General features: G+C 61.2%; 16 protein-coding genes. 10 read left to right on the forward strand and 6 right to left on the reverse strand.

The genetic code is table 11. From position 1 onward, the window contains the following. Positions 1 to 47: 47 nt before the first annotated feature. The 5 genes from ACI512_RS02705 (at position 48) to ACI512_RS02725 (ending at position 9,133) form a co-directional block, all read left to right on the forward strand. Entirely contained in the window at positions 48 to 1,028 is a 981-nt protein-coding gene (locus ACI512_RS02705; protein ID WP_236379669.1) for an asparaginase, read from the forward strand. Between the two features lie 51 nt (positions 1,029 to 1,079). After that, positions 1,080 to 2,072, forward strand: a complete 993-nt coding sequence (locus tag ACI512_RS02710) for an AraC family transcriptional regulator (protein ID WP_093544702.1) — start codon at positions 1,080 to 1,082, stop codon at positions 2,070 to 2,072. 133 nt (positions 2,073 to 2,205) lie between these two features. Next, positions 2,206 to 3,240, forward strand: coding sequence for a histone deacetylase family protein (locus ACI512_RS02715; RefSeq protein WP_236379668.1), 1,035 nt, complete (start codon positions 2,206 to 2,208; stop codon positions 3,238 to 3,240). After that, positions 3,237 to 4,328, forward strand: coding sequence for a polyamine ABC transporter substrate-binding protein (locus ACI512_RS02720; protein WP_064053211.1), 1,092 nt, complete (start codon positions 3,237 to 3,239; stop codon positions 4,326 to 4,328). Before ACI512_RS02715 ends, ACI512_RS02720 begins: the two co-directional genes overlap by 4 nt. Before the next feature lie 134 nt (positions 4,329 to 4,462). Then, on the forward strand, positions 4,463 to 9,133 hold the full coding sequence (locus ACI512_RS02725) for a dermonecrotic toxin domain-containing protein (protein WP_236379667.1): 4,671 nt from the start codon (positions 4,463 to 4,465) through the stop codon (positions 9,131 to 9,133). Here ACI512_RS02725 and ACI512_RS02730 read toward each other — a convergent pair. Further along, complete coding sequence (locus ACI512_RS02730) at positions 9,103 to 10,653, reverse strand: PLP-dependent aminotransferase family protein (RefSeq protein WP_236379666.1); 1,551 nt, start codon at positions 10,651 to 10,653, stop codon at positions 9,103 to 9,105. The genes ACI512_RS02725 and ACI512_RS02730 overlap by 31 nt on opposite strands. An 87-nt stretch (positions 10,654 to 10,740) precedes the next feature. On the opposite strand from ACI512_RS02730, the gene ACI512_RS02735 reads away from it, so the two are divergent. From ACI512_RS02735 to ACI512_RS02750, 4 genes are all read left to right on the forward strand, one after another. Then, positions 10,741 to 11,379, forward strand: coding sequence for an FMN-binding negative transcriptional regulator (locus tag ACI512_RS02735; RefSeq protein WP_236379665.1), 639 nt, complete (start codon positions 10,741 to 10,743; stop codon positions 11,377 to 11,379). Then, positions 11,376 to 11,822 (forward strand): GNAT family N-acetyltransferase, encoded by a 447-nt coding sequence (locus tag ACI512_RS02740; RefSeq protein WP_236379664.1) that lies wholly within the window; start codon positions 11,376 to 11,378, stop codon positions 11,820 to 11,822. Before ACI512_RS02735 ends, ACI512_RS02740 begins: the two co-directional genes overlap by 4 nt. A 10-nt stretch (positions 11,823 to 11,832) precedes the next feature. Continuing rightward, the gene (locus ACI512_RS02745) at positions 11,833 to 12,513 is read left to right on the forward strand and encodes a GNAT family N-acetyltransferase (protein ID WP_236379663.1); all 681 of its coding nucleotides are present in this window, start codon (positions 11,833 to 11,835) and stop codon (positions 12,511 to 12,513) included. Between the two features lie 158 nt (positions 12,514 to 12,671). Next, on the forward strand, positions 12,672 to 13,967 hold the full coding sequence (locus ACI512_RS02750; RefSeq protein ID WP_236379662.1) for an autotransporter domain-containing protein: 1,296 nt from the start codon (positions 12,672 to 12,674) through the stop codon (positions 13,965 to 13,967). 76 nt (positions 13,968 to 14,043) lie between these two features. Here ACI512_RS02750 and oadA read toward each other — a convergent pair whose 3' ends face one another. Next, positions 14,044 to 15,852 (reverse strand): sodium-extruding oxaloacetate decarboxylase subunit alpha, encoded by a 1,809-nt coding sequence (gene oadA, locus ACI512_RS02755; protein WP_236379661.1) that lies wholly within the window; start codon positions 15,850 to 15,852, stop codon positions 14,044 to 14,046. Between the two features lie 11 nt (positions 15,853 to 15,863). Continuing rightward, positions 15,864 to 17,279, reverse strand: a complete 1,416-nt coding sequence (locus ACI512_RS02760) for an acetyl-CoA carboxylase biotin carboxylase subunit (protein ID WP_003213442.1) — start codon at positions 17,277 to 17,279, stop codon at positions 15,864 to 15,866. Between the two features lie 195 nt (positions 17,280 to 17,474). Here ACI512_RS02760 and ACI512_RS02765 point away from each other — a divergent pair, with 195 nt between their 5' ends. Continuing rightward, the gene (locus tag ACI512_RS02765) at positions 17,475 to 18,449 is read left to right on the forward strand and encodes a LysR family transcriptional regulator (RefSeq protein WP_015886600.1); all 975 of its coding nucleotides are present in this window, start codon (positions 17,475 to 17,477) and stop codon (positions 18,447 to 18,449) included. Here ACI512_RS02765 and ACI512_RS02770 read toward each other — a convergent pair. The 3 genes from ACI512_RS02770 to ACI512_RS02780 all read right to left on the reverse strand — a co-directional run bounded on the left by ACI512_RS02770 (position 18,379) and on the right by ACI512_RS02780 (position 22,698). Beyond that, positions 18,379 to 18,576: a PA3496 family putative envelope integrity protein gene (locus ACI512_RS02770; RefSeq protein WP_079444958.1), complete on the reverse strand. Its 198-nt coding sequence runs from the start codon at positions 18,574 to 18,576 to the stop codon at positions 18,379 to 18,381. The two genes, ACI512_RS02765 and ACI512_RS02770, sit on opposite strands and share 71 nt — an antisense overlap. Positions 18,577 to 18,796: 220 nt before the next feature. Further along, positions 18,797 to 19,663 carry a transcriptional regulator HexR gene (gene hexR / locus ACI512_RS02775; RefSeq protein ID WP_003177007.1) on the reverse strand — a complete coding sequence of 289 codons (867 nt, stop codon included), beginning with the start codon at positions 19,661 to 19,663 and terminating at the stop codon, positions 18,797 to 18,799. A 158-nt stretch (positions 19,664 to 19,821) separates the two neighbouring features. Continuing rightward, on the reverse strand, positions 19,822 to 22,698 hold the full coding sequence (locus tag ACI512_RS02780; protein WP_250947391.1) for an EAL domain-containing protein: 2,877 nt from the start codon (positions 22,696 to 22,698) through the stop codon (positions 19,822 to 19,824). Positions 22,699 to 22,855 lie beyond the last annotated feature (157 nt).

Raw genomic sequence — 22,855 nt, forward strand, 5'->3', positions numbered from 1 at the left:
GGCATGCTCTGGGCCCGGCGGCGTTTTTCGTTCAGGAGAGTGTTCAGATGACCCAACCAGCCCAAAACGTCATGGTGCTCTACACCGGCGGCACCATCGGCATGCAGGCCAGCGCCAACGGCCTGGCACCCGCATCCGGGTTCGAAGCGCGCATGCGCGAGCAACTGGCCCATCAGCCAGTGCCTGCGTGGCGCTTCCGCGAAATGGCCCCGCTGATCGACAGCGCCAACATGACCCCGGCCTACTGGCAACAATTGCGCATCGCGGTCGTCGAGGCCGTGGAAGGCGGCTGCGACGCAGTACTGATCCTGCACGGCACCGACACCTTGGCCTACAGTGCGGCAGCCATGAGTTTTCAATTGCTGGGCTTGCCGACGCCAGTGGTGTTCACCGGTTCCATGCTGCCCGCCGGCGTGCCCGACAGCGACGCCTGGGAAAACGTCAGCGGTGCCCTGGCAGCATTGGGCCAAGGCCTGGCGCCCGGTGTGCAGTTGTACTTCCATGGCGCACTGATGGCGCCGACCCGTTGCGCGAAGATCCGCAGCTTTGGTCGCCATCCGTTTGCAGCCTTGCAGCGCAACGGCGGCGTGGCCAAGGCCGAGGCCATTCCTGCAGCGCTGGATTATCGCCAAGCCAAAGCCCTGGCCAACGTCGGCGTGCTGCCGTTGGTGCCGGGCATCGGCGCCGGGCAACTGGATGCGCTGATCGACAGCGGCCTCCAGGCGCTGGTCCTCGAATGCTTCGGCAGCGGCACCGGGCCAAGCGATAACCCGGCGTTCCTGGCCAGCCTCCAGCGTGCCCACGATCAAGGTGTGGTGGTGGTCGCGATCACCCAATGCCATGAAGGCGGCGTGGAGCTGGACGTGTACGAAGCTGGCAGCCGGTTACGCGGCGTCGGCGTACTGTCCGGTGGCGGCATGACCCGCGAAGCGGTGTTCGGCAAGCTGCAGGCCCTGCTCGGTGCGAGTCTTGCGACGCCTGAGGTCCGCCGCCTGGTGGAACTGGACCTGTGCGGCGAACTGAGCTGACCGGCATATAACTTGCTCCCCTTCCAGCCATCTCCTGGCTGGAAGCCCCCCATGCTGCACTCCCACCTCACGACCCTCAACGCGGTCTCGCTGGTACTCAGTACCTTCAAGGCCGAAGGCTGGCCCGCCGAGACGCTGCTGGCCGGCAGCGGTATCTGCGCGGCGGACTTGAGCCGCGCCGACACGCGCATCGCCACGCATCAGGAGATGCAGGTGTGCGCCAATGCCGTGGCCCTGCAGCGCGATATCGGCCTGATCGTGGGGCGCCGCATGCATGTATCGTCCTACGGCATGCTCGGCTATGCCCTGCTCACGAGTGCCACTTTCGGTGACGCTTTGCGCTTGGCCCTGCGTTATCCGGCGCTGTTGGGAACACTGTTCGAGCTGAGCCTGGAGGAGGACGGCGGACGTATCTGGTTCACCGCGGGCGATTATCGCGATAACCCAGCCCTGACCGCCTTCAATGTCGAGCTGTGCCTCGGGTCGCTGAAGGTCATTTGCGACGACCTGCTCGGCCATCCACTGCCCTTGCTGGGCGCGCGCTTCGAGCACGATGCACCGGATTATCAAGCGCGCTACGCCGAGAGTTTCGACTGCCCGTTGCAGTTCCAGGCCACCGCCAATGCGTTCGCCTTTGACAAACGCTGGCTCGCCCAGCCTTTGCCGCTGGCCGACAGCGTGACCCACCAGGCCATGGCTGAGCGCTGCCGTAAACAGAACACCGAATTCACCGGGCGCGAAGCCTGGCTGGGGCGAATCCGCCAATTGCTCGCGGCGCAACTGCACGCCGCCCCCGGGCTGGATGGCCTGGCCCAACAGATGAACTGTTCGCCGCGCACCCTGCGCCGACACCTGCATGACCTGGGCTGCAGCTATCAGGAACTGCTGGATGAGCTGCGTTTCGAACGCGCCAAGCAATTGCTGGCGCAAGACCAATGCCCCATCTACCGGATTGCCGAGCAGCTGGGCTTCAGCGAGACCGCCAGCTTCCGGCATGCCTTCGTGCGCTGGAGCGGCGTGGCACCGAGCCAATTTCGCGCATGACGCGCTATTGAGGGGCGAATTACGGACAGAAAATCTGGCCATATTTATCCCCTTTTGGCCGCTCTTGCCGTTCTCATAACCTCCGCCGCCAGCAAGACTGCAGGCACCAATACCGCCTGCGGAGAACAACAATATGCTGACGATCTACTCAGACGATCACCACCTGCACCACGGCCGTTGTGAACTGATGGACGGGCAACTGATGCCCTGCTTTGAAATGCCCTCGCGCGCCGACCATGTGCTGCAGCGGGTCAAGGACCGTGAACTGGGCGCCGTCCAAGCCCCGCAGGACTTTGGCCTGGCGCCGCTGCAACGCATCCACAGCCGTGACTACCTCGACTTCTTCAAAAGTGCATGGCAACGCTGGACCGAGTTCGGCCAGGACGGCGACCTGCTGCCCTACACCTGGCCGGCCCGCACCTTGCGCCGTGTATTGCCCACCAGCCTGCACGGCCAACTCGGTTATTACAGCTTCGACGGCGGGGCCCCAATTACCGCCGGCACCTGGCAAGCCGCCTATAGCGCGGCCCAAGTGGCGCTGACGGCGCAACAAGCAATCCAGCAAGGCGCCCGCAGTGCCTTCGCCCTTTGCCGGCCACCGGGGCACCACGCCGCCAGTGACTTGATGGGCGGCTATTGCTACCTCAACAACGCCGCCATTGCAGCCCAGGCGTTTCTCGACCAGGGCCACCGAAAGGTCGCGATCCTGGACGTGGACTACCACCACGGCAACGGCACCCAATCGATCTTTTATGCGCGCAACGACGTGCTGTTCACCTCGATCCACGGTGACCCGGCGGCGGAGTTTCCGTTTTTTCTCGGCTATGCCGACGAACTGGGCGAGGGCGCGGGGGCAGGCTTCAATGTCAACTACCCGTTGCCCGCCGGTTCCGGCTGGGAGCGCTGGAGCGCAGCGCTGGAACAGGCCTGCAACGAGATTGAACGTTATGGGGCCGACATCATTGTGGTGTCCCTGGGGGTGGACACCTTCAAGGACGACCCTATCTCGCAATTCAAACTCGACAGCCCGGATTACCTGGCAATGGGCGCACGCATCGCCCACTTGGGCAAACCCACGCTGTTTGTGATGGAAGGCGGCTACGCGGTGGAAGAAATCGGCATCAATGCCGTCAATGTTCTCGAAGGTTTTGAAGGGGCTGCCCAATGAACATGCTCAAGTCACTTATCCTCTGCGCCACCGTTATCAGCGGCGTGGCCCACGCCGAAGAAAAAACCCTGCGCGTCTATAACTGGTTCGACTACATCACGCCCAAGGCGCTGGAGGACTTCAAGGCGCAGAACCCCGCCATCAAATTGGTGTACGACATTTTCGACACCAACGAGGCGCTGGAAGCCAAGCTGCTCACCGGCAACTCCGGGTATGACGTGGTGGTGCCGTCCAACGTGTTCCTGGCCAAGCAGATCGAGGCCGGCGTATTCCAGCCGTTGGACCGCAGCCAGTTACCGAACTGGAACCACCTCGACCCCAAGCTGATGAAGCTGATCGAAGCCAACGACCCCGGTAACAAATTCGCCGTGCCCTACATGTACGGCACCATCCTGATCGGCTTTAACCCGGACAAGGTCAAGGCCGCGCTGGGCGCCGATGCGCCGGTGGACAGCTGGGACCTGATCTTCAAGGAAGAAAACATCAGCAAGCTCAAGCAATGTGGCGTCGCGCTGCTGGACTCCCCCTCGGAAATCCTGCCCCTGGCCTTGCAGCACTTGGGGCTGGACCCCAACAGCAGCAACCCCAAGGATTATGAAAAAGCCGAAGCATTGCTGCTGAAGATCCGCCCCTCTGTCACCTACTTCCATTCCTCCAAGTACATGGCCGACATCGCCAACGGCGACATCTGCGTAGCCGTCGGTTACTCAGGCAGCTTCTCCCAGGCCGCCAACCGCGCCAAAGAGGCCAAGAACGGTGTCACCGTGGACATGCGCCTGCCCAAGGAAGGGGCACCGATCTGGTTCGACATGCTCGCCATTCCCAAAGGCGCAAAAAACCCGCAGGACGCCTACACCTTCATCAACTACTTACTGCAACCGGCCGTGATCGCGCCCATCAGCGACTTCGTCGGTTACCCCAACCCGAACAAGGACGCCACCGAGCAGGTCGACCCGTCGATTCGCAACAACCCGAACCTGTACCCGACAGAGGCGGCCATGGCCACGCTGTACACCTTGAAACCGCTGACCCGGGATGCCGAGCGCGCCAGGACCAGGGCCTGGACCAAAATCAAGTCGGGTACCTGATCGCCGATTCCACCGCAGGGCCTGAGGGGTTGACCTTGACTTAACTACCGCTCGCCGAGTGGGCAACATCCTTACTGTGAGAAAAACGCCGCTACGCACCCTAGCGGCCCCTTTCTTGCGGCCAGGATGCCCTTATGAATGACACTGCACTGTCCCCCAGCGCCAACGATCTGCTGACTCAACTGGCCACCGGCCCCTCCCTGCGGGAGGTCGCGGCGGCGACTTTACGATCGGCGCTGGCCGAGCTGTACCCGGACCTCGATATCGACCCCAACCTGGCCATCCTGGTCACCCCTCGCTGGCAAAGCGTCAGCGGTGAGGTGGTGCCCGACCTTCCGCACCTTCAATCGCTGGCCGGCGCACTGGCGCGCAGCGCGTTGACCAACGTCGCGCTGACCTGGATCGACGGTGAGCACTATCTGATCAATCAAACCCAGGAGCAGGCAAACACCCACGTTTCCGTCCAGGTTGACCGTATCGCGCAGTTGATCAACGAGTTGGCCCCCCTGCTGTTTGTCTCCTATCAGGAACAACAGCTCGATTTCTGGAACCAAAGCGGCGGCCAGAACGGGCCACGCTGGAAGACGTTGGCCCGCTCACTGCGCAACCTCTGGAATGTACACACCGTCGATGACTGGGACGACGATGAGTGCGCCATGGCCAGGAATGTTTTTCACTACCCCGAATACGCACAGCGCCAGCCCCATGACAACTATGACGCCCACGCCTACCTGATTGATATCGATGAGCAAGCGGGTAGCGTCAGCAAACACCTCAATGTGACCTCTATGGCGCTGGTGATCGGGAAGTTGGGCACACGGGAGCTCATCCTCTGTTACTCGATTGCCACCGGCTATAAAAAATTCAGCTCGATGAAGGCGTTTGGTGAATACCTGGCGCCCCATCCACATTTATTCGCGGGGCGCGAAATCCATTGGCGACTGTTCGAGCCATCGGGCAATTTCTTTGAGTATCAGGCCAGCAGCCTGATCAGCCTGCAAATCGAAGCGCTGCGGCACATCGCCTTTGACGATGAGGACATCAAGCCACTTTCCCCGGCGGACAGTGCAAAGGAGGAACTCCACGCGTTCACGCAACAGGATCAATCCCGGCTTGGCTGGGTTCGCGACTCACTGCCCGGATGGTTGCAGCAGGCCTCGTCACCCGACCAGTCGGCCTATGGTCGTTACATGATGGACTTGGCGGCCCTGAATCTGCGGGAGAACGGCAAGACCTATATGGATGACATTCCCGCCGTGGGTGATTTTGCCCGCAACGCCTTGCGCGCACAGATGATCAAGGACCACCCGGAGGCTGCCAACGTCAACTTGGAAAACGTGCAAATCGCCGTGACCAGCGCAGTGGTCTGGGGCACGCTGGCCGTACCCGGCCAAACCCAGACGCAAACCTTCACGCTGACCGAGCTGGCCCTGGAAAACCTGATTGCCCTGCCGTTGGGTAACAAGGTCGTGATTTACCGTAACGGGACGGTGACGCCGACCTGGATGACGGCGCAATACTTGGAAAAACTGATTACCCAGGTCGATATCGGCAAACATTATCCCGCCCTGATCAAAAGCAAATTGCTGGAGGACGCCGCGCAGTCCTTGCGCCGGCAAAAACTCTACACCGAACAATTGCGCCTGCAACTGCCCTTGCTGGCCTTGCAGTACAAGATTCGCGGTCTTCACGGCCTGACCGAACAGGGTTATCGCTACGTGTGTGCCGTGATGAACACGGAGACTGAAAAGCAGCGGGTAGACGGTTACCCGGTGGTGATCCGCCCCCTGGCCCTGTACCCCAAGCGGCGCCTGACGACAGCCGTGGATACGGTCGACAACATGTTCATCATTGGCCCCCAAGCCCCGAAAAACGGCCCTTGCCTGCTCTATCGACCACTGAGCAATGAGCCGTTGATGGAGTTCGCCTCTGAAGCCAACCTGCTCTATGAAATCAAGCAATCAGCGACCTTGCGCCAGTCGATCCTCGCCTGGTTGCCCGACAAGGAGCGCACCGCTTACGGCCAGTTCGTATTCACCGGCACCCTGCCGTCCCCCTGGGTGTTTACCAGCCTGCTCAATGACCCTCTCGATGCGCTGGTGATGACAGGGCCGATCCGTTTCGGCAATGAGGTGTTGCGCAATGACTATTTCGCGACGCTGTTCAAAACTCACGCGACGGCATTGGCAAACCTGGCCGACCGCCAGTCTGTCTCCAATGCCGAGGGCCGTTGGGAAAGCTTGAAGCAAATGGGCTGGCAGATTTTTACCGCGGCACTGCCATTCATGGGGAAAACCGTCGGCGCAGCGTCCTGGATCTGGCAATTGATGGATGATTTGCAACATGTCGTGGATGCCAGAGAAATAAACGAGCGACCTGCCGAACTCTCCGCCTGGGTGGATATATTGCTGACGCTGGGCATGGTGTTGACGATGCACATCAGTACACAACGACGCCCCAGCGCAGCGATCGAAAAAGAAACCCGCGCCTCTTCCGAGCCGGGCGAGTCGTCCGCGCCCTTCAAGCGGCCCAAGCCGTCAGAACCCGCCGAACCGTCCAAGCCCCCACCCGCCATGGTCCTGATACAAAAACCGACGATCACGGCAGGTGAGCTGCCGGCGGACCATCAAGGTACGCTGCATGCCAGCGGCGCGCTGACTCAGTCCCGGCGCAATCTCGGAGAGATCCTGGATGCCCTCATGGTCGAGAAGCCATCATCCCTGAGCGAACAGTACAAGGAGGACACCGCCTACAAGCACCTCTACAGCGCAGGGGAACACTGGTATGCGCCGGTTGGAACTCGATGGTTTGAGGTTGATATGGACGAAAACGATTCAGTCCTGATTGTTGATCCAAAACAGTCACAGCGAACAGGCTTTCCGCTGACCAGCAACCGTGCTGGCCAGTGGTTTATCGACATCCGGTTCCGATTGAAAGCCAGCGGGCTGCGCCGCCTGCGGCAAAAGGGTCAGCGCCTCAAGCCGCCGAAAATAAAAGACCTGCGCGAGCAGTTAAATAGCTTTGACAAGCAATTGATGCAACGGCACAGCGAGCTTGAGGCACTGCGCGAGGCCATCGCCGCAACGCCGGAGAACGCCCAGGAAGCGGCTCGAACCACCTACCTTGCCCAGGCGGACAATCACATCAAGGAACTTGACGTGACGATCGCCCAACTCAAATCGCTGAAGATCATCGACACCGTTCCCAATTACCTGGACGGGATGTACGAATACCTGACCAACCAGATTTTCGTGGCCCGTTCAGCCATCAACGAACAGCTGGCCGGGTTCCAACAACAGCTACGTTCTGTTGAAGGGCACATGGACCCCGATGACGATACGCTGGCGACACTCCCCCTCAGTACCTACCAAAAAGTCTATGAGGTCACCCAGGATATGATTGAACGCCTGACGTTCATCGAGACCCCTTTAAAGGAGATGCGGGAGCTCGGTGAAAGGGGTGTCAGGTTCGCCACTACTCATGGGCCCGGCCTGGCGAATGTGAGCCTCACTGACCTCAAAGCGTTCAAGATCAGCCTGAGTACCTTCCTATGCCTCAATGAGACCAAAACCGAGAGCTTGCCGGCGGCCAGGGAAGCGGTTGCGCGCATTATCGAAACCGCCGAGCTGGCAGTGCAAAGCCTGCGAGTCGCCCTGGACCCGGAGAATGAAGCCACTCAAGACCAGTTGATCGAAACCCTCGACAGCCTGGTGGACCAATTCGCGAGCGTGGATCAGAACCTGGTGGAGTTGCCGGCCGACTTCCCCGACGACCTGCAAAAAACCCCATTGGCCAATCTGCGCAAACAAATCGATGAGTTCGCCCAAAACGCCACGCGAGAACTGACCGGCCTGCTGCGCGAACGCAAAGCCCAAACCCTGGAGCCCATGCCTGGACCTTCACGCCCCTCGTCCAGGGTCACGAAGAGAGTCATCAAGACGCATCTCAAGGGGATTGTCATCGGCGAAGAACGCCTGCCGGACGCCGAAGGCAGCACAGCGCTGGTGGAGGTAAAGGAGCCGCTGACCGGCAAGGTAATCGCCACGTTCCATGAAAAAGAGCCGGGCGTGTGGGTTGAACAACTACCCGCGGCGCGATCAACCAGCCGCGCCCAGGCCCGCAACCTTAAACAGAGCACGACCCACGGCCAGGCCCTGCTGGACACGCTTGAGGCCTTTATCAGGCGCACGGAAGTACTGTCCAACGAGGCGGGATGGCTGCCAGTAACCATTGAAGAGCGTATCAGCAACCGGATCGAACAGCTGATGCACGCCAGCCAGGAGATCGAAGAAGCACTGACCCTGAGCAATCTGACAGAAAGCACCACACACCCCTCAGCAATGCTCAACAAACGACTGTCCGCCGCGATCAGCAAGCTCCAGGGCGAACGCAAGCGCCTCCGCATCCATATGCTCAAGACACGGCCACCCACCGCGGCTCATGTCGAGCTGTTGCTCAAGGAAGGGGTGGTTACCATCAACCCACCCACCGGTGCGCGCATCAAGCTCACCGGAAGTCACTCAGGTTTTCTGCAGGAGTATCCCGTGGTGGATATCCAAACCAAGAAAACGTTGTGGTATGCCCACTTTCACTACACCGCGCTGACAGGATCAGAGGAGAACTTCACCGCTGCCCATCTGAAAACCCCAGACCAACGCGGCCTGGGCGGAAAATACGAGCGCAGGAACGACGCCAGCCGCAACAATATCAGTATCTACCGCAGTGAGATCAGCCCCCAACTGGCGCGCACGCTGTTCTTTAAAAGCAAGCCACCTCAGCCGGCGGTGGAAGAGCCCCAGGCCTGACGCAAGCGCGACAGGGCCTGGCCGATGGCAACCTCTGGCACCGCGGCAAACCCCAGCACGAGGCCCGCACGCTGGTCCGGCGGTGTGCTGGAGCCTGCCAGCCAGTAACTGCTCAGGCCGTTGATTTCGACACCAGCAGCCTTGGCCTGCTCGAGCAATTGTTGCTCACGGGCCAGACTGGCCACGCGTACCGTAAGGTGCAGCCCTGCGGCAACGCTGGGCAGGCTGGCGACCCCGTCGAGGTCACCCGGCCACCCGGCCAGGAGTGCATTGCGTCGGCTCAACGCCGCGCGGCGCATGCGCCGGATATGTCGCTGGAAGTGCCCGGCGGCCATGAATTCGGCCATCACGGCCTGGGTGCTGACTTCGGAATGGCGCATATCCACCGCTCGCCGCCGGGAAAAGGCGTCGACCAGGCCCGGCGGTAATACCAGGTAACCCAGGCGCAAGGCCGGAAAGGCCACCTTGCCGAACGTGCCGACGTACAGCACGCGCCCGCTGCGGTCCAGTGCCGCCAATGGCGACAGCGGCGCGCCGCTGTAGCGGTATTCGCCGTCGTAATCGTCCTCGATGATCCAACCGCCCGTGCGCTCGGCCCAGGCCAGCAGTTCGAGGCGCCGTGCCAGGCTCATCACCACACCCAACGGGTACTGATGAGAGGGCGTGACATACGCCACTCGGCAATCGCCCAGGCTGTTGAGTACTTGGCAATCGATGCCTTCACTGTCCACCGGTACACCGTGCAACCGTCCGCCTGCCAAAGCGAACGCATGCCCCGCCGCACGGTAGCCAGGGTTTTCCACCGCCACCCCATCTTCCGGCTCTACCAGCAACTGTGCACAAAGGCTGATTGCCTGCTGCGCCCCACTGGTGATCACTATTTGTTCAGCGGTGCACTGCATGCCCCGTGAGCTGCGCAAGTAAGCGGCGATCAGACCGCGCAGGCGACCGTCACCCGCCGGGTCGCCATAGCACAGCAGTTCCAGATCCGGCTTGCGCCAGAATGCCCCATTCAGCTTGGCCCATACCTCAAAGGGGAACAGATCAAAGGCCGGCACGCCCACGCGGAATGCCCGAGGCGGACCCGAGGGAGGTAAGGCCAGGTGGTTGTTTTTTACCCGGGCCAAGCCCGCGCTGTGGATAACTTCATCGTCCAGATCTTCCGGCAAATCAGCCCATTTTGTGGATAAGGTTGGGGATAAGCCTGTTGAAAACCCTGTGGATACTTTTGTGGATAGTTTTTTTGCCGTAGGCAATTGAGCGACATAAGTGCCATCGCCGACTCGGCTTTCAATAAACCCCTCCGCATACAGCTGATCGTAGGCGCGTACCACACTGTTGCGGGAAATCGACAACGCCGCCGCCAGGTCACGGGTGGCGGGCAGGCGCGTGCCACTGACCAGTCGTCCATCCAGCACCCGCTGGCGCAAGGCGTCATACAGTTGGCGAGTCAGACCCTGACGGCGATCCAGCTCAATACCGGCGGGGTTGAATGACAGCGGCGCAGAGATGGGCGACATATTGGACCTATGAAATTGGTGCCAGATGGCTCTTACAACGAGCCATTAGCCTGCCTAGGATGCAGGCATTCGCCAAGGAATATTTCCATGTACACACCTCGCGCCTTCGCCCTCGACGATTTGCCCGAACTGCACCAATTGATCCAGCACACCCGCCTGGCGCAGTTAGTGACCGTGGGTGAACAAGGCCTGCAAGCCAGCCACTTGCCCCTGCTGCTCAACCCCGATGAAGGTGCCAATGGCACGCTCTACGGACACCTGGCCAAGGCCAATCCTCAGTGGCGGGACCTGCAGAACGGCAGCGAAGCGCTGGTGATCTTTGCAGGCGCCGAGGCCTACATCAGCCCGGCCTTTTACCCGGCCAAGGCCGAGCACGGCAAAGTGGTGCCCACTTGGAATTACCTGGCGGTGCACGCCTATGGCAAGGCCGAGGTGTTTACCGACGCCGAGCGTTTGCTCAACGTGGTCAGCGCTCTCACTGATCGCCATGAGGGCAACCGCTCCCAGCCCTGGAAGGTCAGCGACGCCCCGGCCGATTACATTGAAAGCATGCTCAACGCCATCGTCGGCTTTGCCCTGCCGATCGAACGCCTGATCGGCAAACGCAAACTCAGCCAGAACCGCAGCCCGGCCGATATCGCCGGCGTGCGCGGAGGCTTGGCCGCCAGTAGCGACGTGCGTGACCAGACCCTCGCCCGCTTTATGCCCCAAGGAGCCTCAGAATGAGCCAGATCGACATCCGCCCAGTCACCGCCGCCGACCACGCCGCCTGGCTGCCGCTGTGGCAAGCGTATCTGACGTTCTACAACACCGAGTTGCCCGACGCCGTCACCCAAAGCACCTGGCAGCGCCTGATCGACACCACCGAGCCCACCCATTCGGCCCTGGCCTGGCAGGACGACAAGGCGGTGGGCATGGTCAACTTCATCTACCACCGCTCCAACTGGAGCATCGAGAACTCGTGCTACTTGCAGGACTTGCTGGTCGTCCCGACCCAACGTGGCACCGGCGTGGGCCGCAAGTTGATCGAATTCGTCTACACCACCGCCAAGGCTGACGGTTGCTGCAAGGTCCATTGGCTGACCCACGAGACCAACGCCACGGCGATCCAACTCTACGAACGCATTGCCGAACGTCCAGGCTTTATCCAATTTCGCAAAGGTCTTTAAGGAGCGCAGCATGACGACTTCTCTCGCTGACTGGAAAGGCGTCCCGGCGCCCACCGTTCAACGGCTGGAAGGACGGTTTATCCGTCTGGAAAAACTCGACCCCGCCCGCCATGGCGATGAGCTGTTCAACGCCCTGCAAGGCCCCGGTGCCGACCCCAAGCTGTGGGACTACCTGCCTTACGGCCCATTCCCCGAACGCAGCGTCTTCAATGACTGGCTGAACAATCACGCCGCGCACAGCGACCCGTATTTTTTCAGCGTCATCGACCGCGCAACCGGCCAGGTACAGGGCCTCCTCAGCCTGATGTCGATCGTCCCGGACCACGGTCGCATCGAAATCGGCCATGTCACCTTCGGCGCCGCCATGCAGCGCTCGCCAAAAAGCACCGAAGCGGTCTACCTGCTGGCCAAGCACGCGTTCGACCAGGGTTACCGTCGCCTGGAATGGAAGTGCAACAACGCCAACGGCCGCTCCAAATACGCGGCCGAGCGGTTGGGTTTCAGTTTTGAAGGCGTGTTCCGCCAGCACACCGTGGTCAAGGGCAAGAACCGGGATACCGCGTGGTACTCGATCATCGACGCCGAATGGCCACAGGTTGCAGCGGGCTTTGAGGCGTGGTTGTCGGAAGCGAACCAGCAGGGTGATGGGCAGGTGAAGTCACTGGCGCAGTGCCGGTCCCAACACCTCTGATCAATGAGGAAGCCACGCGTTGATCGCCCGCTGGCCGATGAGTTTTTAATCGCGCCGCACTAGAGAAAACTCCCGCAAACCGGGGGTCGATGACCTGACAGTTATCGCCCCGTCATCTCGCTAAATTCCCGGCCTCATTCATCAGAGGTTGGGATTTCATGCCTTTTACACCCCACAGATTCGCACTCGTCATTGCCCTTGCTCTCAGCACTGCCAGCCTTCAACCCGCGCATGCGCGTGGCGATATTGAATACAAGCCGTACCCGCATCCGTACTACGATGCGCAGCCCGATCCGTGGCCTCCTGTAGAACCCGAGATCGAATCAACGCCCCTCGACGGTTATCTCACCCAGAAAGCGACCTCGCGCAATGGCTTGCAAGTGGCCAAGGTGCTGGAGCCGGGATTGATTCGGTTACTGGAGTCCGGGGAACTGACGTCCGAGCAAATCAAAGCCCTAGAAAAGCTCGGTGATGGCCTCGAGAAACAACCCGGCGGCATCGGTGCCAGCCTTGAGCAACTGGCCGGCAGCCAGAACGCCAACCTCGCCGGCGCAACGCAAAACACCACACAGCACCTCAGCAACCAATTGCTCTCGACCCTGCGCACACTGCCCGCTGACGACGAAGGCCACTTCTGGATTCAAGGTGTGGGCAACGACGGCAGCCTCGACAAGCAAGGCGGCAGCGCCGGTTTGAAATATGGCGTCGACGGCCTGTTGCTGGGCGCCGACTGGGCACTGGATCACGCCTGGCGCGTTGGCGTCATGGGTGCAAAATCCACCAGCCATTTGAATACCCAACGCTTCTCTGGCGACCTCGACAGCTGGCACCTGGGGGGTTACGCCGTACGCCAGGACGGCCCGATAGGCCTGCGCCTGGGGGCGATCTACAGCGACCACGCGGGGCAGAACAAACGCGACGTCAACCTGCTGGACTACAAGGAGCAACTCAAGGGCAAATACAACGCCCAAAGCCAAACCCTGTTTTCCGAACTGGGCTATCAACTGGGCAGCGCGGACCTCAGCGTCGAACCCTTCGCCGGCCTGGGTTTCCAGCGCTACCACCGCGACAGTTTCAAGGAAACGGGTGGCTTGACCGCGCTGAACGTCGGCGCACAAACCCAACAAAACCTCAGCACGACCTTGGGCCTGCGCCTGGCAACGGTGTATCGGTTCGATAACCAGATCAGCCTCACACCCCACCTCAGCACCGGCTGGAAACACCTCTACGGCGGAGTCGACAGCCAGGTCCGCCAATCCTACCGTGCCCTGCCGGGGCTGGTTGACGGTTTCACCGTCACCGGCACCTCGCTGGACCGCAATAGCCTCGACCTGCAAGCCGGGCTCGACCTCGCCTTGTCGGCACAACACACCGTCGGCCTGACCTACAGCGCGCAGGCCGGCACAAACAGTCGCAACCAGGGCTTGATGGGGCAGTGGAAGATCAGCTTCTAACCCCACCAAATTGCGCACGAAAAAAAAGGGGGGCACCTGCCCCCCCGAGGATTAAACGGTCGTGTCGAAGGCTGGATCAGCCTTCGATTTCAATCAGGATTTCGCCAGGGTTGACCCGGTCGCCCTTGGCCACATGAACGGCAGTCACCTTACCGGCAATCGCTGCCTGCACTTCGGTTTCCATTTTCATGGCTTCGGTAATCAGCACGGCCTGGCCGGCCTTGACCACGTCACCTTCCTTGACCAGCACGTCGACGATATTGCCCGGCATCGCGGTGCTGACATGGCCAGGCTCGGTGGCGTGCTTGCGCTTGCTGCCGCCACTGCTGACGAATTCGTTGAGCGGCTCGAACACCACTTCTTCCGGCATGCCGTCGATGGACAAGTAGAAGTGGCGCTTGCCTTCTGCCTTCACGCCGACACCGGTGATGTCCACGCGGTAGCTTTCGCCGTGTACGTCGATGACGAACTCGGTCGGTACGCCTTCGCCACCGGCACGCGCCACGCCGCCGGCTTCTGGGATCGGCAACAGCACTTCAGGGGCCAGGGTGCCGGCGTCGCGCTCTTCAAGGAACTTGCGCCCGATGTCCGGGAACATGGCGTAGGTCAGCACGTCTTCTTCGGACTTGGCCAACGCGCCGATTTCACCGCGCAGTTTGGTCATTTCCGGCTTGAGCAGGTCGGCCGGGCGTACGTCGATCACTTCTTCGCTGCCGATGGCCTGGCGACGCAATTTCTCGTTCACGGTGCCCGGCGCCTTGCCGTAGCCGCCTTGCAGGTACAGTTTCACTTCGTTGGTGATGGTCTTGTAGCGCTCGCCGGCCAACACGTTGAAAAACGCCTGGGTGCCGACGATCTGCGAGGTCGGGGTGACCAGCGGCGGGAAGCCGAGGTCTTCGCGTACTCGCGGGATTTCGGCCAGCACTTCGCCCATGCGGTTGAGCGCGCCTTGCTCTTTCAATTGGTTGGCCAAGTTGGAAATCATCCCGCCCGGTACCTGGTTGACTTGCACGCGGGTGTCGACGGCGGTGAATTCGCTTTCGAACTGGTGGTACTTCTTACGCACGGCGTAGAAGTACAGACCGATCTCTTGCAGCAGTTCCAGGCTCAGGCCGGTATCGAACTCGCTGCCTTTAAGGGCGGCGACCATCGACTCGGTACCGGGGTGGCTGGTGCCCCAGGCGAAGCTGGAGATAGCCGTGTCGATGTGGTCGGCACCGTTCTCGATGGCCTTGAGTTGGCACATCGCGGCCAAGCCCGCCGTGTCATGCGAGTGGATAAAGATCGGCAGGTTTTGCTCGGCTTTGAGTGCCTTGACCAGCTCGCCGGTAGCGTACGGGGTCAGCAGGCCGGCCATGTCCTTGATCGCAATCGAGTCGCAACCCATGGATTCCAACTGCTTGGCCTGGGCCACGAACGCCTCGACGGTGTGCTCCGGGCTGGTGGTGTAGGCGATGGTGCCTTGGGCATGTTTGCCGGCAGCCTTCACCGCTTCGATGGCCACGCGCAGGTTACGCACGTCGTTCATGGCGTCGAAAATGCGGAATACGTCGATACCGTTGACGGCAGCCTTGGCTACGAACGCCTTGACCACGTCATCGCTGTAATGGCGATAGCCCAGCAGGTTCTGGCCACGCAGCAGCATCTGCAAGCGGGTGTTGGGCAACGCGGCGCGCAGTTTGCGCAGACGCTCCCACGGGTCCTCCTTGAGGAAGCGCACGCAGGCGTCGAAGGTGGCGCCGCCCCAGACTTCCAAGGACCAGTAGCCGACTTTGTCGAGCTTGTCGCAGATCGGCAGCATGTCGTCGGTGCGCATGCGGGTCGCCAGCAACGATTGGTGGGCGTCGCGCAGGATGGTGTCGGTTACGAAGATTTTTTTAGACATTGGAATGTTCCTCACAGGCCTGCGTGGGCGGCGATGGCGGCGGCGATGGCCAGGGCCAGCTCTTCGGGTTTGCGCTTGATCGAGTAGTTGGTCAGCTCAGGGTGGCTTTCCACGAAACTGGTGTTGAACTGGCCGCTGCGGAATTCCGGATTGCGCAGGATTTCCTGGTAGTAGGCAGCGGTGGTCTTCACGCCTTGCAGGCGCATGTCGTCCAGGGCACGCAGGCCGCGGTCCATGGCTTCTTCCCAGGTCAACGCCCACACCACCAGTTTCAGGCACATGGAGTCGTAGAACGGCGGGATGGTGTAGCCGGTATAGATCGCCGTGTCGGTACGCACGCCGGGGCCGCCGGGTGCGTAATAACGGGTGATCTTGCCGAAGCTGGGCAGGAAGTTGTTCTTCGGGTCTTCGGCGTTGATACGGAACTGCAACGCGAAGCCACGGTGCTGGATATCTTCCTGTTTCACCGACAGCGGCAGGCCGGAGGCGATGCGGATCTGTTCGCGGACGATGTCGATCCCGGTGATTTCTTCGGTGATGGTGTGTTCCACCTGCACCCGGGTATTCATCTCCATGAAGTACACCTCGCCCTCGGCGAGCAGGAACTCCACGGTACCGGCGTTCTCGTAGCCCACGGCCTTGGCGGCTCGCACCGACAGGTCGCCGATGTAGGCGCGCTGTTCCGGGGTCAGTTGCGGGCTTGGGGCGATTTCGATGAGCTTCTGGTTACGGCGCTGAATCGAGCAATCGCGCTCGAACAGGTGCACCACGTTGCCGAAGCTGTCACCGAGGATCTGCGCCTCGATGTGCTTGGGATTGACGATGCATTTTTCCAGGAACACTTCCGCCGAACCGAACGCCTTGGTGGCCTCGGAAATTACGCGGGGGAAGGCTTGTTCAAGTTCTTCACGGCTGTTGCAACGACGAATGCCGCGACCGCCACCACCGGAGGTGGCCTTGAGCATCACCGGGTAACCAATGCGGTCGCCTTCGGTGAGGGCCTCAGCGATGTCGGCGACGTTGCCTTCGGTGCCCGGCGTGACCGGCACACCGGCCTTGATCATGCTGCGGCGCGCTTCGGTCTTGTCGCCCATGCGGCGGATGACTTCGGCCGAGGGACCGATGAATTTGATCCCGCGTTCGGCGCAGATGTCCGCCAGTTCGGCGTTTTCCGACAGGAAACCGTAGCCGGGGTGCAGTGCATCACAGCCGGTTTCCACGGCGAGGTTCACCAGCTTGCGCGGGTTCAGGTAACCGGCCAGGGGCTCGGCACCGATGCTGTGGGCTTCGTCGGCACGCTTGACGTGCAACGCGTGGCGGTCGGCGTCGGAGTAGACCGCGACCGAGCGAATGCCCATCTCGGCGCAGGCACGCACGATTCGTACGGCAATTTCACCACGGTTGGCGATCAGGATCTTTTTTATCACTTGGAAATTCCCTTGAGCCGATTGCTGCGTTCTTCGACCCTACGAATCCGGGTCGGCGCGTGACCAAATGTTTCATGACAGTCGCGAGACACACACTAAGCCCGCCAAGGGATTAACAAAAATCAATAATTATTGGGTCGTGCATAAGTAAAGACTTATAGTTGGCCGCACAGCCTGGGGCGAGAGGATTAAAAAATGCGTAAGTCATTGATGCGACTGACATTGCGTCAGTTGCAGATCTTCCACGAGGTGTGCGACTTGCGCTCCTACAGCCGCGCGGCCGAGGAAATGTCTCTCACACAACCGGCCGTTAGCCTACAAATTCGCCAGCTGGAAGAGCTGATCGGCCAGCCGTTGTTCGATTACGTCGGCAAAAAGCTCTACATGACCGAGGCCGCCGAAGCCCTGCAAAGGGCCAGCCGGGATATTTTCGGGCGCCTGGAAAACCTCGATATGCAGCTCTCGGACATGCAGGGCTCGTTGCAAGGCCAACTGAAACTGGCGATTGAGTCCAGCGCCAAGTATTTCGTGCCGCACCTGTTTGCCGCCTTCAAGCGCCAGCATCCGGAAGTGCAATTGCACCTCACGGTGGTTAACCGTGCCCAGGTGATCCGCCGGCTTTCGGATAATCGCGACGACCTGGTGATCATGTCGATGGTGCCCCAGGACATGGGCTTGGAGTTCCTGCCGTTCCTTAACAACCCAATCGTTGCCGTGGCACCGCCCGACCACCCGCTCAGCCTTCAGGGACCGCTGCGCCTGCAGGACCTGGAACCTTACACACTGCTGCTGCGCGAACCGGGTTCCGGCACGCGGCTGGCTTGTGAGGAATATTTCAAGGAAAAACGCGTGCACTTCACCCAGACGGTGGAAGTCGCCTCAGCCGAGGCGCAGCGTGAATGCGTATGCGCCGGGCTGGGCGTGGCCTTGTTGACGCGTCACGCGGTCAACATGGAATTGGCCACCGGCGGGCTCAAGGAGCTGCCGGTGGAAGAGCTGCCGCTGTACCGCAGCTGGTGCCTGGTGCAGGCCAAGGCCAAGCGCCTGTCACCAGTGGCCCATGCGTTCCTGGGCTTTATCCGCAGCGAGCGGGTGCAGATCAGCGCGCTGGCTGAGCGCTTCGCTGGGCAGCCGCGGGTGCCTGCCAGTGGAGTTCCGGGTAGTCCGTGATGCTCTGGAGCAGTTGGCGCTGATCACAGCGGTCTTCGATTGCGCGACGGAACGCCATGCGGCGCTGGTCTTCCTGTTGACGACGGGTCTTGACGGAGCTGTTGCTGTCTTCGTAGGGCCGGGCCATTTGGAGTCTCCCAATGCGAGTACGGGGAGTACAGGATGGCCTTGGGCGATGACGGTTTAGCGGCGCGCGCATTACAAGACGATGAACATTGCTGATCTGTAGGAAATCCAAATGTGGGAGGGGGCTTGCCCCCGATTGCGGTGTATCAGTCACCAGATCTACTGACTGACTCACTGCATCGGGGGCAAGCCCCCTCCCACATTTTGCTCTGCATACAGCGCTAGTCGTCGAGGGCTTTGACGGATTTGGGCGACAGACGCAGGCTGCGCAAGCTGCGCTTGACGCTCTTGAGGTGGTTGACCAGGCTCGGCCCGCGCGCCATGGCCACGCCCATGGCCAGCACGTCGATCACCACCAGGTGGGCGATGCGCGAGGTCAGTGGCGTGTAGATCTCGGTGTCTTCATGCACATCGATGGCCAGGTTGACCGTGGACAGTTCCGCCAACGGCGTCTGGCTGGGGCACAGGGTGATCAACGAAGCGCCGCTCTCACGCACCAGGTTGGCGGTGATCAGCAGGTCTTTGGAGCGGCCGGACTGGGAGATGCAGATGGCGACATCGGTGGGCTTCAAGGTCACCGCCGACATGGCCTGCATGTGCGGGTCACTGTAGGCCGCTGCGGTCAGCAGCAGGCGGAAGAATTTGTGCTGGGCGTCGGCCGCCACTGCGCCGGATGCACCGAAGCCATAGAACTCAACGCGCTGGGCCTGGGACATGGCCGTCACGGCCTTCTGCAGCTCCACCGGGTCGAGCTTCTCGCGCACTTCCATCAGGGTGTGCAGGGTGGTGTCGAAGATTTTCAGGCTGTAATCGGCAACGGAATCGTCTTCATGGATCGCAAATTGCCCGAAGCTCGCACCGGCGGCCAGGCTTTGGGCCAGCTTGAGTTTCAAGTCCTGGAACCCGGAGCAACCGATGGCGCGGCAGAAACGCACGATGGTCGGCTCGCTGATGCCCACGCTGTGGGCCAAATCGGCCATGGAACTGTGCATCACAGCCGCAGGGTCAAGCAGCACGTGATCGGCAACCTTGAGTTCCGATTTGCGTAACAGGTGGCGCGACTGGGCGATATGTTGCAACAGGTTCAAAGGACAGGACTCTTGTTATGGGCAGGGCCAAGGATGTAGCAAGCTTGTAGTTATACTACAAGAATTGCCGTTTTGCCCGTCCGACGCGTCACTAAATCGCCCTGCCCGCCTTTGAATTTAAGGGCGGCCAAGTTGTAGCCACAGGGGCGACCTTGGCATCACTCAGGAAAATCTGCATTTTTCCGTAACAAATCTGCCAACCCTTCGGCCTGCATCGGCCGGCTGATCAAATAGCCCTGCACTTCGTCACACCGCTCAGCGCGCAGGAAATCCAGCTGCTGCTGGTCTTCCACACCTTCTGCCACCACCTTGAGGGCCAGCCCATGGGCCATGGCGATAATTGCGCGGGTGATGGCCGCGTCTTCACGCCCCTGCCCGAGTCCACGAATAAAGGTCTGGTCGATCTTCACGTAGTCCACGGGGATACGCTTGAGGTAGCTGAGGGACGAATAACCGGTGCCGAAATCGTCGATGGCCAGCTTCACGCCCAGGTCGCGCAGTTGCTGGAAGGTGGCGATGATGTGTTCGACGCTGTCGAGTAACTGGCTTTCGGTCAGCTCCAGCTCGAGGTATTGCGGGTCCAGGCCGGTTTCTTCAAGCACTTGGCGCACCAGGCTGACCAACTTGCCTTGGCGCAGTTGGTGCACCGAGAGGTTCACCGACACGCGAATCGGCGCCAGCCCCTGACGCTGCCATTCACACGCCTGCCAGCACGCCTCGCGCAGCACGAATTCGCCCAGCGGCACGATGAGGCCAGTCTCTTCGGCCAGGCCGATAAAATCCCCCGGCGGCACCATGCCCCATTGCGGATGCTCCCAGCGAATCAACGCCTCGGCCGCATTCAGCTTGCCGGTGGCCAGGCATAACTTCGGTTGGTAGAACACTGAGAGCTGACGTTCTTCGATGGCCTTGCGCAGGTGGTTTTCCAGCTGCAAGCGCTCCAGGGTGCTGGCTTGCAAGCTGTCGGTGTAGAACTGAAAGTTATTGCCGCCCAAGTGCTTGGCGTGCTGCATGGCCATGTTCGATTGACTGACCAGCGCGGAAATCTCCCGCGCATTGTCCGGTAACAGGCTGACACCCATTGAGGCACTGACCACCAACTCATGCCCTTCCACCGTCACCGGCACCCGCAGTTTGGCCAGCAGCCGCGTGGCCACGCGCGCCAGGCTCGACAGGTTGCCATAGGCGTCGAACAGCACGGCGAATTCATCCCCGGACAAACGCGCAATGGTGTCGGCCTCGGGCAAGGCGTTAATCAGGCGACGCGCCATTTTTTGCAGCAATTGGTCGGCAACTTCATGGCCGAGGCTGTCATTGAGTAACTTGAAGCGGTCGAGATTGATGTGCAGCAGCGCCAGGCTGCGCCCACCTTGGCGTACACGCTGATGAGCCTCGCGCAGCCGTTCTCGGAACAGCGAGCGGTTGGCCAACCCGGTCAACTCGTCGTAATGAGTGAGGTGACGCATGCGTTCTTCGGACTCACGCCGCGCCGAGAGATCGGCGAAGAACCCGACGATATGACTGACTTTTCCTCGAACATCGCGCACCACATTCAATTGCAGCCACTGCGGGTACAGCTCGCCGTTCTTGCGCGTCTCCACCAACTCGCCCTGCCACGTACCGTGGCTTAGCAACGCCTGGCGGATCACCGGAAAGTGGCGGCGGGCATCGCGGCTGCTGGGCAGCTCCACCACATTGCGGCCAATCATGTCGTCGGTTTCAAAGCCCGTGACACGGCTGAAGGCCTGGTTGACGGCAATCAGCACGTAGTCCGGGTCGAGGATCACAATGCCCTCGCTGGCGGCTTCAAAGACGGTCGACGCCAAACGCTGCTGTTCCTCCAGAGCCTTGCTGGCGCTGATATCACGGCGTGTACCGAGCATGCGCGTGACGCGGCCGCTGGGCGCACGCTCCACGGCACGGCCACGGTCTTCGATCCACACCCAATGCCCATCGCCATGACGCACGCGGTATTCCACTTGGTAGTCCTCGCTGCGGCCCTTGAGGTGCTCCACCAGGGCACGCTTGAGCAGCGGCAGGTCTTCGGGGTGCAGGCGTGGCTTGAGGTGACCGAGCATCGCCGTGACGTACTCAGGCTCCAGGCCGAACAGCTCCTTGAGCTGGGTGTGGTGGACTTCGTCGGTTTGCAGGTTCCAGTCCCACAGGCCCAGCTCGCTGGCTTGCAGGGCCATGGCCAGGCGCGCCTCGCTTTTATTCAGCGCCAGGCTGGCAGCGTCCAGCTCCTGGCTGCGCTGTGCCACGCGGTCCTGCAGGCCGACCTGGGCTTCGCGCAGTTCCTGCTCGACCTGGCGGCGTTGTTCGACTTCGCGCACCAACTCCTGATTGAGTTGCTCGCTGCGCTGCTGTGCCTGTTGCAGATGCTCGATCAACGCCTGGTTCTGGAAGCGTCGCAGCAGCCCGCGCTGGATCAGGCGGTTGACCTGCCATGCCACCAGGCTCAAGGACGCCAGCAGGATCAGACCGAGTACGCCCCAGCCACGCTGCTGCGGGTCACCGCTCCAGAACAGGTAAATGATGGACGGCACCAGGCACGGCAAGGCGAACGACAAAAAGGCCGGCACGCTCACGGCGTAGGCCACGCTGGCCGACAGTGTCGCGGCGCCGATCAGGCCGAACACCCAGGCCTGCTGCATAAAGCTGTCCGCCGGCACCAGGGCGATGGCGGCGGTGGCCAGGGTCAGGCCGCTGACCGCCGAACCGAGCATGAACATGCGCCGCCACACCGGCTGGGCCTGGCGACTGGGCATGGCCGAATCAAACGCCGCCACTTGGATCACGCGCATCGCCACCAGGGCCAGCAGCCAGACTAACCAGATGCTGTCCAACAGGTATTGCTTGGGATTCCAGAGCAGCCAGGCGCAGACCAGGCCATTGACCAACATCAACAGGGTCGGCAGCAGCGAGCCCTGATACAGCAGGCGTGTGCGCTCGACCGCCATCTCGGTGGCGTAGTGTTTGCGAAGAACCTGCGCGGGCGCCGCCGAGGGGCCAAACAGGTCGGTGCTGAGGGTCATAGGCAGTGTTCTTATAATGGTGAGCCCGAAACGTCGACGGAGCATACACAAGCAAACGCTTGGGCCAAACTGCTCTACGTCATAAAAACGGCACGCTCATGCGCCGCAAACTTCGGGGCCAGACGGCTTGAGCGAGACGCTGCGCGGGCTGTGGCCA

It is taken from the genome of Pseudomonas petroselini (assembly GCF_045037875.1).
GTDB classification, from domain to species: domain Bacteria; phylum Pseudomonadota; class Gammaproteobacteria; order Pseudomonadales; family Pseudomonadaceae; genus Aquipseudomonas; species Aquipseudomonas petroselini.

Coding starts and splice junctions, on each gene's coding strand:
- ACI512_RS02710 (WP_093544702.1), top strand. CDS start 1,080: ATGCTGCACTCCCACCTCACGACCCTCAACGCGGTCTCGCTGGTACTC.
- ACI512_RS02780 (WP_250947391.1), bottom strand. CDS start 22,698: ATGACCCTCAGCACCGACCTGTTTGGCCCCTCGGCGGCGCCCGCGCAG.
- oadA (WP_236379661.1), bottom strand. CDS start 15,852: ATGTCTAAAAAAATCTTCGTAACCGACACCATCCTGCGCGACGCCCAC.
- ACI512_RS02705 (WP_236379669.1), top strand. CDS start 48: ATGACCCAACCAGCCCAAAACGTCATGGTGCTCTACACCGGCGGCACC.
- ACI512_RS02745 (WP_236379663.1), top strand. CDS start 11,833: ATGACGACTTCTCTCGCTGACTGGAAAGGCGTCCCGGCGCCCACCGTT.
- ACI512_RS02720 (WP_064053211.1), top strand. CDS start 3,237: ATGAACATGCTCAAGTCACTTATCCTCTGCGCCACCGTTATCAGCGGC.
- ACI512_RS02740 (WP_236379664.1), top strand. CDS start 11,376: ATGAGCCAGATCGACATCCGCCCAGTCACCGCCGCCGACCACGCCGCC.
- ACI512_RS02715 (WP_236379668.1), top strand. CDS start 2,206: ATGCTGACGATCTACTCAGACGATCACCACCTGCACCACGGCCGTTGT.
- ACI512_RS02725 (WP_236379667.1), top strand. CDS start 4,463: ATGAATGACACTGCACTGTCCCCCAGCGCCAACGATCTGCTGACTCAA.
- ACI512_RS02750 (WP_236379662.1), top strand. CDS start 12,672: ATGCCTTTTACACCCCACAGATTCGCACTCGTCATTGCCCTTGCTCTC.
- ACI512_RS02735 (WP_236379665.1), top strand. CDS start 10,741: ATGTACACACCTCGCGCCTTCGCCCTCGACGATTTGCCCGAACTGCAC.
- ACI512_RS02730 (WP_236379666.1), bottom strand. CDS start 10,653: ATGTCGCCCATCTCTGCGCCGCTGTCATTCAACCCCGCCGGTATTGAG.
- ACI512_RS02765 (WP_015886600.1), top strand. CDS start 17,475: ATGCGTAAGTCATTGATGCGACTGACATTGCGTCAGTTGCAGATCTTC.
- ACI512_RS02770 (WP_079444958.1), bottom strand. CDS start 18,576: ATGGCCCGGCCCTACGAAGACAGCAACAGCTCCGTCAAGACCCGTCGT.